Here is an 8,060-nt window from a genome sequence, read left to right as displayed (position 1 = left end):
CCGTACCAGGTGATCACCGCCGACGGCACGCGCCCGCCGTGGGTCCCCGGCTCCTTCGACCGGGTGCTGGTCGACGTACCGTGCTCGGGACTCGGCGCGCTGCGCCGCCGCCCCGAGTCGCGCTGGCGCCGCCGCCCCGAGGACCTGGAGGGCTTCGCCCCGCTCCAGCGGGGCCTGCTGCGCGAGGCGCTGGGCGCCGTACGGATCGGTGGGATCGTCGGATACGCGACGTGCTCGCCGCACCTCGCCGAGACGCGGATCGTGGTCGAGGACGTCCTCGGCGGACGCGGCGGCCCGGCCGTCGCCGCGGAATGGGTCGACGCCAGGCCGCTGATGCCGGGGGTGCCCGCGCTGGGGGACGGCCCGGACGTCCAGCTCTGGCCGCATCTGCACGGCACGGACGCGATGTACCTGGCCCTGCTGCGCCGTACTGCGTGAGCTTCGGCGCGCGGTGCGTGCCGCCGGCGGCGGCGGTGTCCTCAATCGCCGGACGGGCTTGATGTGCGCCGTCACCCGTCCGCGCGATACGCGAGGATTGCGCGGAGTATGACTGTCCGTGGCGGACATCGGCCGGATCCGGCGTCCCCCGGACGGTCGGGAAGCGCCCCGGAGCATGGCAGGCTTGGCACATGGCTCAGATCAACCCCAGCATCCTGTCCGCCGACTTCTCCCGGCTCGCCGAGGAGGCGAAGGCCGTCGAAGGCGCCGACTGGCTCCATGTCGACGTCATGGACAACCACTTCGTACCGAACCTGACCCTCGGCGTGCCGGTGGTCGAGGCGCTCGGACGGGCGACGGACACCCCGCTGGACTGCCACCTGATGATCGCGGACCCGGACCGCTGGGCCCCGCAGTACGTCGAGGCGGGGGCCGGCTCGGTGACCTTCCACGTGGAGGCCGCCGCGGCGCCCGTACGGCTGGCCCGTGAGATCCGTGCCAAGGGGGCCAGGGCGTCCATGGCGCTCAAGCCGGCGACACCGATCGAGCCGTACGAGGATCTCCTCCCCGAACTCGACATGCTGCTGATCATGACGGTCGAGCCGGGCTTCGGCGGCCAGGCGTTCCTGGACATCATGCTGCCGAAGATCCGCCGCACCCGGCAGCTGATCTCCAAGCACGGCCTGGAGCTGTGGCTCCAGGTCGACGGTGGCGTCTCCGCCACCACCATCGAGCGCTGCGCGGAAGCCGGCGCGGACGTCTTCGTCGCCGGTTCCGCGGTGTACGGGACGGACGATCCGGCCGCCGCCGTACGGATGCTGCGCAACCAGGCGACCGAGGCGACCGCGGCCGCTTCCTGGGCGTGCGCGCACTGAATCGACCACTGAGCCACACGTTGGTGAACGGGGCCCAACAGGGCTGATCAAGAACGGCTGGATCTGACAGGATGAAGAGCGGATCCGGAGTGCGAAGAGCCCAGAGTGTGAAGAGCAGTGAGGAGATCGCGGTGTCTGGTATGTCGGCGGGTCGGCCGGCCCTGCGGATGGGACCCGCGGAGCTGGTGCAGGCGGCGGCCATGGCACGCCGTTTCTACCTCGAGGGCAAGTCCAAGATCCAGATCGCGGAGGAGTTCGGCGTCAGCCGCTTCAAGGTGGCCCGGGTCCTGGAGACCGCCCTGGAGCGCGATCTCGTACGGATCGAGATCCGCGTACCCGCCGAGCTGGACGCGGAGCGCTCCGACGCCCTGCGGGCCCGCTACGGCCTGCGGCACGCCGTGGTCGTGGAGTCCCCTGCGGAGGCCGCCGACGAGTCGCCCGACCCGGAGAACCTGGGCGAGGTGGCCGCCGACCTGCTCGGCGAACTGGTCGCGGAGGGCGATGTGCTCGGGCTGGCCTGGGGCCGCTCGACGATCCACATGGCCGCCGCGCTCGACCGGCTGCCGCCCTGCACGGTCGTGCAGCTGACCGGGGTGTACGACGCGGGCACGGCCGAGCGCGGCTCGGTCGAGGCCGTACGGCGCGCCGCCCAGGTCTCCGGCGGCGAGGCGCACCCCATCTACGCGCCCATGCTGCTCCCCGACCCGGCGACGGCCGCCGCGCTGCGCAGCCAGCCGGGCATCGCCCGCGCCTTCGAGTACTTCGACAAGGTGACGGTCGCGGCCGTCTCCATCGGCTCGTGGGAGGCCGGGATCTCCACGGTCCACGACATGCTGAGCGACGAGGAGCGGTCCCACTACGCCTCGCTCGGCGTGGCCGCCGAGATGTCCGCGCACCTCTTCGACGCGGAGGGCCGGCGGGTCGGCCGTGACCTGGGGGAGCGGTGCATCACGGTCGAGGCCGACCGGCTGCGCCGTATCCCGGAGGTCGTGGCGATCGCGGGCGGGCTGCGCAAGGCCGAGGCGATCGGGGCGGTGCTGCGCTCCGGTCTGGTCACCAGCCTGGTCACGGACACGGCGGCGGCGGACTTCCTGCTGACGGAGTTCACGCCGGCGCCGCGCCCCGCGCTGGAGCGGTCGGACCCGGACACGCCCTAGGGCGCGTGTCCGCCGGACTCCTGTGTGTTCCCCGTCACGCGCTCGCGACGGACGAACGCCCAAGAACGCCGCCGGGTGCCGGGAGGAAGCCACAGAACCGGGTCCCGGTGTTCGCCCCTGGACCGGGTGATCGGTGATGATGTCGTAGGAGCCGTCGCTCCGGTCCGCTCCGGCCCGGTGCTGACTCCCCGCCCACCCCTTCCGTAGAACTCCAGGTGACAGGGTCAGCATGCGTTTCCTCAACGGCCAGACGCCGTCCTACGATCTGACGTACGACGATGTGTTCATGGTCCCCGGCCGGTCGGCCGTCGCCTCCCGCCAGGACGTCGACCTCGCCGCCCCCGACGGCACCGGCACCACCATCCCGCTCGTCGTGGCGAACATGACCGCGATCGCGGGCCGCCGGATGGCCGAGACGGTCGCCCGGCGCGGCGGGCTCACCGTCATCCCCCAGGACATCCCGATCGAGGTCGTCGCCGACGTCGTCGGCTGGGTCAAGACCCGGCACCTGGTGCTGGACACCCCGATCGTGCTGTCGCCCTCCCAGACGGTCGGCGACGCTCTGTCCCTGCTGCCCAAGCGGGCCCACGGCGCGGGAGTGGTGGTCGACGCCGACCGCCGTCCGGTCGGGATCGTCACCGAGCACGACCTCACCGGCGTGGACCGTTTCACCCAGCTCTCCGAGGTCATGTCCAAGGACGTGCTGGCGATCGCCGCGGACAGGGACCCGCGTGAGGCGTTCAACGCGCTCGACGGCGCCAACCGCAAGCTCGCCCCGGCCGTGGACGCCGACGGGCGGCTCGCCGGGATCCTCACCCGCAAGGGCGCCCTGCGCGCCACCCTTTACACCCCTGCCGTCGACGGCAGGGGCCGGCTGCGGATCGCCGCCGCCGTCGGGATCAACGGTGATGTGGCGGGCAAGGCGAGGCAGTTGCTCGACGCCGGGGTCGACACGCTGGTGGTCGACACCGCGCACGGCCACCAGGAGTCGATGCTCGCCGCCGTCAGGGCCGTCCGCGCGCTCCGCCCCGACGTGCCGGTGGTCGCGGGCAACGTCGTCTCCGCCGACGGGGTACGGGACCTGATCGAGGCGGGCGCGGACATTGTCAAGGTCGGGGTCGGCCCCGGCGCCATGTGCACCACGCGCATGATGACCGGCGTGGGCAGGCCGCAGTTCTCGGCCGTCCTGGAGTGCGCCGCCGAGGCGGCGAAGCACGGCAAGCACGTCTGGGCCGACGGTGGCGTACGGCACCCGCGCGACGTCGCCATGGCGCTCGCCGCCGGTGCCTCGAACGTGATGATCGGCTCGTGGTTCGCGGGGACGTACGAGTCGCCGGGCGACCTCCAGGAGGCGTCCGACGGGCGGCTGTACAAGGAGTCCTTCGGGATGGCGTCCGCCCGCGCCGTACGCAACCGTACGAGCGAGGAGTCGGCGTACGACCGGGCGCGGAAGGCGGTGTTCGAGGAGGGCATCTCGACCTCCCGGATGTTCCTCGACCCGGCCAGGCCGGGCGTCGAGGACCTGATCGACTCGATCGTCGCGGGCGTGCGTTCGGCGTGCACCTACGCGGGGGCGGGCTCGCTGGCGGAGTTCACGGACAAGGCCGTCGTCGGTGTCCAGAGTGCCGCCGGATACGCTGAGGGCAAGCCGCTGCACGCAAGTTGGGGCTGAGCCTGCCCGGGTGATGGGGCGGGCGGCGAGGCGGGCGGCGGGGCGGGTCCCTGAAGTCCGGGAAAAGTTTCTGAAGTTTGCGGACATGTATGTGTGAGGACCGGGTAAGCGCCTCCCCGCACTGTCCACGGAGCAAGGGAGGCCGATGTGTCCACGGCGAACACGATGCCGGCGACGAGCATCCGCTACGGGACGCGGCACGACGCCGCGTCCACGGAGCACGCCCTTCCGTATCTGGAGCGGCCGGCGGACGTGGCACCCAAGGACGCACGGGAGATCTCGAAGCTCTTCTTCGCCCGGCTCACGGAGCTGGAAGAGGGCACCCGCGAGTACCAGTACGCGCGCAACACCCTGATCGAGCTGAACCTTTCGCTGGTGCGCTACGCGGCGGGCCGGTTCCGTAACCGCGCGGACCAGATGGAGGACATCGTCCAGGTCGGCACCATCGGCCTGATCAAGGCGATCGACCGCTTCGAACTCACCCGCGAGGTGGAGTTCGCGACCTTCGCCGTCCCGTACATCGTCGGCGAGATCAAGCGGTTCTTCCGGGACACCAGCTGGGCGGTGCACGTGCCGCGCCGGCTCCAGGAGCTGCGCATCGACCTCGCCCGGGCGTCCGACGACCTGTCGCAGCGGCTGGACCGCGCGCCCACGACGGCCGAGCTGGCCGAACACCTCGGGCTGGAGGAGGAAGAGGTCATCGAGGGCGTCGTCGCCGGAAACGGCTACACGGCCGGATCGATCGACTTCCCCTCCGACGACTCCTCGGACTCCTCCGCCCCGCTCTCCGACCGCCTCGGCGCCCCCGACGCGGGCCTGGAGACGGCAGAGAACGTCCAGGCGCTCAAGCCGCTCCTCCGGGAGCTGGACGACCGGGAGCGGCAGATCCTCCAGATGCGCTTCGGCGACGAGATGACGCAGGCGGAGATCGGCGCCGAACTGGGCGTCACCCAGATGCATGTGTCCCGGCTGCTGTCCCGGATCACCGGTCGGCTGCGGGACGGACTGCTCGTGGTGGAGTAGACGGCGGACGTCGGACCGGACCGGTCCCGCTGAGTCTTACGGAGGAGGGGCACCCCACACATGTGGGGTGCCCCTCCTCCGTCGTCTGTCGCCGAGGGGCGGGTGGGAGCGAGCCGGGCGATTCCGTCAAAGCGCCGACCGGGCGCGGAGGCCGCGTTAGCATCGCCCGGGGAAACGGGGAAACGGAGACCTCACGAAACGCGGTCGGCCGGCGTCTTCCTCACGGGGACAGTACGAAGGTACGGGGTGGGGATATGGGACGATCCGTCGTCTTTGTCCATGGAACAGGTGTCCGGCTCGACGACTACAACAAGACGTTCGCGACCGTGCGGTCCGAACTGGCCGGTCTCCGCGAGGGGCTTGAGGTGCGGGGCTGCTTCTGGGGCTGCGAGGAGGGGGCGGAGCTGGCCCTCGGCGGGGTCTCGATCCCCGGCTACCGGAAGGGCGGCGGAGGCAGGCAGGACGACGAGGACGTGGCCGTCTGGGGCGTGCTCTACCGCGACCCCGGATATGAACTGCGGTTACTGGGACTGCGCCCCGCCGTGGTCTCCGGGCTGGGACGCGGGCAGAGCCCGGCCCAGAAGCTTCTCGCCGACCTGGCGCGCTACACGCCGTCCCCCGAGGTGCGGGCCGCGTTCGCGGACGACGGCCTGGACGCCTTCCTCGACGCGGCGTTACGTACCCTCATCGCGTCACCCGAGCTGCGCGACGCCTCCGCCACGGCGGACGAGGGCGGCTACGAACACCGGCACGCGTTCGCTCGTGCGGTGGTGGCCACGGTCCTGGCCGCGTCGGTGGACGAGGGCGCGGACGCCGTGGACGGCTCCCGGCGGGACGTCCTGCTCTCACTGCTCGGCGCGGACCTGCACACGCAGGGCCGTACGCTCTCCGGAACGGTGGCCAAGGCCGCCGCGACGCCCGCCCTCCGGGCCCTCACCTGGTACGCGGGACGCCGCCGGGGGAAGCACAGCGACACGGGGATCGTGCCCGGCGTCGGCGACATTCTGCGCTACCAGGCGCGTGGTGAGTCCCTGCGCCGGCTGATCCGGCGCACGATCGAGCACGCGCCCGGCGATCACGTCACCGTGGTCGCGCACAGCCTGGGCGGGGTGGCCTGTGTGGACCTGCTGGTCCAGGAGAAGGTGGAACAGGTCGACCAGCTGATCACGGTCGGCTCCCAGGCGCCGTTCTTCTACGAGACCGGCGCCCTCGTCTCGCTCGAACACCCGCAGGGGCTCCCGGACCACTTCCCCCGGCGCTGGTTGAACCTGTACGACCGGCGCGACCTGCTCTCGTTCACCGCGGCGGGGGTCTTCCCGCAGCACGCCTACGACCAAGAAGTCGACAACCGGCAGCCCTTCCCGTTCGCGCACAGTGCCTACTGGTCCAACTCCAAGGTCTGGGACGCGATCGGTGCGTGGATGGGCTGAGCGCACATGCACACGCACATGGACGGGGCGAACGGAGTGGACCCGGCGCGCATCCACGCCGTGGCCGTGGGACTGGAGGCCTACCCCAGGCATCCGGGCTGGAGTCTGGCGGGTGCCTCCGCCGACGCCCTGCGCTTCGCGCGGTGGCTGCGGAAGGGCGGGGTGCCCGGCGAGAACATCGAGCTGCTGCTCGCGCCGGTGGAGGGCAGTCTGCCGGAGCTGGACGCGCAGGCCGACGCGGCCGACGTCACCTGGCGGCAGGTCGCGTCACGCGACCAGCTCATGGACGCCTTCACCGGAGGGCTCGACGGGCGAACGGGTGACGCGTTGTACGTATTCTGGGGCAGCCACGGATTCCTCGACCACGGCGACCGGCGCCTGCTGCTGTGCCCCGACGCCTCGCTGAACGACAAACGCTGCATCGACGCGACCGACCTGCGCGAGCACCTGGCCCGCGCCGACCTGCCCGGCTTCTCCCGGCAGCTCTTCTTCTTCGACGCCTGCGCGACCTTCCTCGAACATCTGCACCAGCCGGCGGGGCCCGCGGTCGCCCGCTTCCCGCGCGCTCCCCGGCGGGAGCAGGAGCAGTTCGTCCTGCACGCCGCCGCGCGGGGGCAGGTCGCCGAGAACGACGCGGAGCGCCGCGCCGGGGTCTTCTCCCACGTCGTGAACGACTGGCTGGAGGGGCACGCCGTCGACCTACGGCCCGACCTGGTCCGGCTGGTCGAGCACGTCAAGGGGCGGTTCGCGAAGCTGCACGCCGCCGGCGGCCCGCTCCAGACGCCCACCAGCCTGTACGTCAGGGCCCTGGACGGCTCCGAGGAGATGCTGACGCCGCCGGCCCCCCGCCGTGCGGTGGCGCCCGGCAGCCGGGACCAGGTGGCCCTCGCCCTGCGCAACACGCTCACGGACGCGGAGCACCGCCGCCGGTGCGTCGACCATGTGGTGGCGGGCTGCGGGGTCGCCGGGTCCCTGCCCCGGGACAGCGACGAGACGTTCGCCGAAGTGCTGCTCACGGTGCCCCGGGCGATGGCCGCGCTGACCGAAGTGGTGTTCCCGAAGGACCGTGGAGCGGCCGACACGTTCCTGTCCCTGGCCCGTTCGCAGGGAGCGCCCGGACTGTTGTCACCGGGTGAACACGTTGTCCTGAGCGCGCTGGCCGACGGGGCGACCCCGTTGCCGTCGGTCTCGGTGACGGCCGCCGCCGTACGGATGGCCACTCCGATGGGCGGAGCGTGGCTGCCTCCTACGGAAGGCGAGTCGTACGAGTCCTGCTCCGCCGGGCAGTTCATGGCGGCGGTGCACCACCTCGAAGAGCGCCTGGGCGGGCTGAGCGTCCAGCACGGCGGGACACCGCTGGTCCCCGCCGTCGTGCGCTTCACCGAGCACATGGCGGCCGCCGCGCCCCCCGTGCTGCGCGCGGGACTGCGGGAATGGGGAGACCGGGTGGCCGAGCGGCTCGGGG

The 8,060-nt window shown here is 72.0% G+C and carries 6 protein-coding genes and 1 pseudogene; all 7 read left to right on the top strand.

The genetic code is table 11. The features are described from left to right. Nucleotides 1–438, top strand: a pseudogene (locus tag GT042_RS04180) (rRNA cytosine-C5-methyltransferase); the annotation flags it as partial. 191 nt (nucleotides 439–629) lie between these two features. Beyond that, nucleotides 630–1,313: a ribulose-phosphate 3-epimerase gene (gene rpe / locus GT042_RS04175; RefSeq protein ID WP_161307336.1), complete on the top strand. Its 684-nt coding sequence runs from the start codon at nucleotides 630–632 to the stop codon at nucleotides 1,311–1,313. 107 nt (nucleotides 1,314–1,420) lie between these two features. Continuing rightward, entirely contained in the window at nucleotides 1,421–2,470 is a 1,050-nt protein-coding gene (locus tag GT042_RS04170; RefSeq protein WP_345943673.1) for a sugar-binding domain-containing protein, read from the top strand. Between the two features lie 229 nt (nucleotides 2,471–2,699). Then, nucleotides 2,700–4,142, top strand: a complete 1,443-nt coding sequence (locus GT042_RS04165) for a GuaB1 family IMP dehydrogenase-related protein (RefSeq protein WP_161307335.1) — start codon at nucleotides 2,700–2,702, stop codon at nucleotides 4,140–4,142. Nucleotides 4,143–4,307: 165 nt separating this feature from the next. Then, nucleotides 4,308–5,165 carry a SigB/SigF/SigG family RNA polymerase sigma factor gene (locus GT042_RS04160; RefSeq protein ID WP_202532329.1) on the top strand — a complete coding sequence of 286 codons (858 nt, stop codon included), beginning with the start codon at nucleotides 4,308–4,310 and terminating at the stop codon, nucleotides 5,163–5,165. 254 nt (nucleotides 5,166–5,419) lie between these two features. Beyond that, entirely contained in the window at nucleotides 5,420–6,595 is a 1,176-nt protein-coding gene (locus GT042_RS04155) for a hypothetical protein (RefSeq protein ID WP_161307333.1), read from the top strand. A gap of 18 nt (nucleotides 6,596–6,613) precedes the next feature. Beyond that, nucleotides 6,614–8,060 (top strand): caspase family protein (locus GT042_RS04150; protein ID WP_161307332.1); only part of this gene is annotated, 1,447 nt, incomplete at its 3' end.

It is taken from the genome of Streptomyces sp. SID3212 (assembly GCF_009865405.1).
Taxonomy (GTDB): domain Bacteria; phylum Actinomycetota; class Actinomycetes; order Streptomycetales; family Streptomycetaceae; genus Streptomyces.
This window is presented reverse-complemented; position numbering and strand designations above follow the sequence as displayed.

What these genes read in the sequence shown, in the direction of transcription:
- rpe (WP_161307336.1), top strand. Translation starts at nt 630, where the DNA reads ATGGCTCAGATCAACCCCAGCATCCTGTCCGCCGACTTCTCCCGGCTC.
- GT042_RS04165 (WP_161307335.1), top strand. Translation starts at nt 2,700, where the DNA reads ATGCGTTTCCTCAACGGCCAGACGCCGTCCTACGATCTGACGTACGAC.
- GT042_RS04160 (WP_202532329.1), top strand. Translation starts at nt 4,308, where the DNA reads ATGCCGGCGACGAGCATCCGCTACGGGACGCGGCACGACGCCGCGTCC.
- GT042_RS04155 (WP_161307333.1), top strand. Translation starts at nt 5,420, where the DNA reads ATGGGACGATCCGTCGTCTTTGTCCATGGAACAGGTGTCCGGCTCGAC.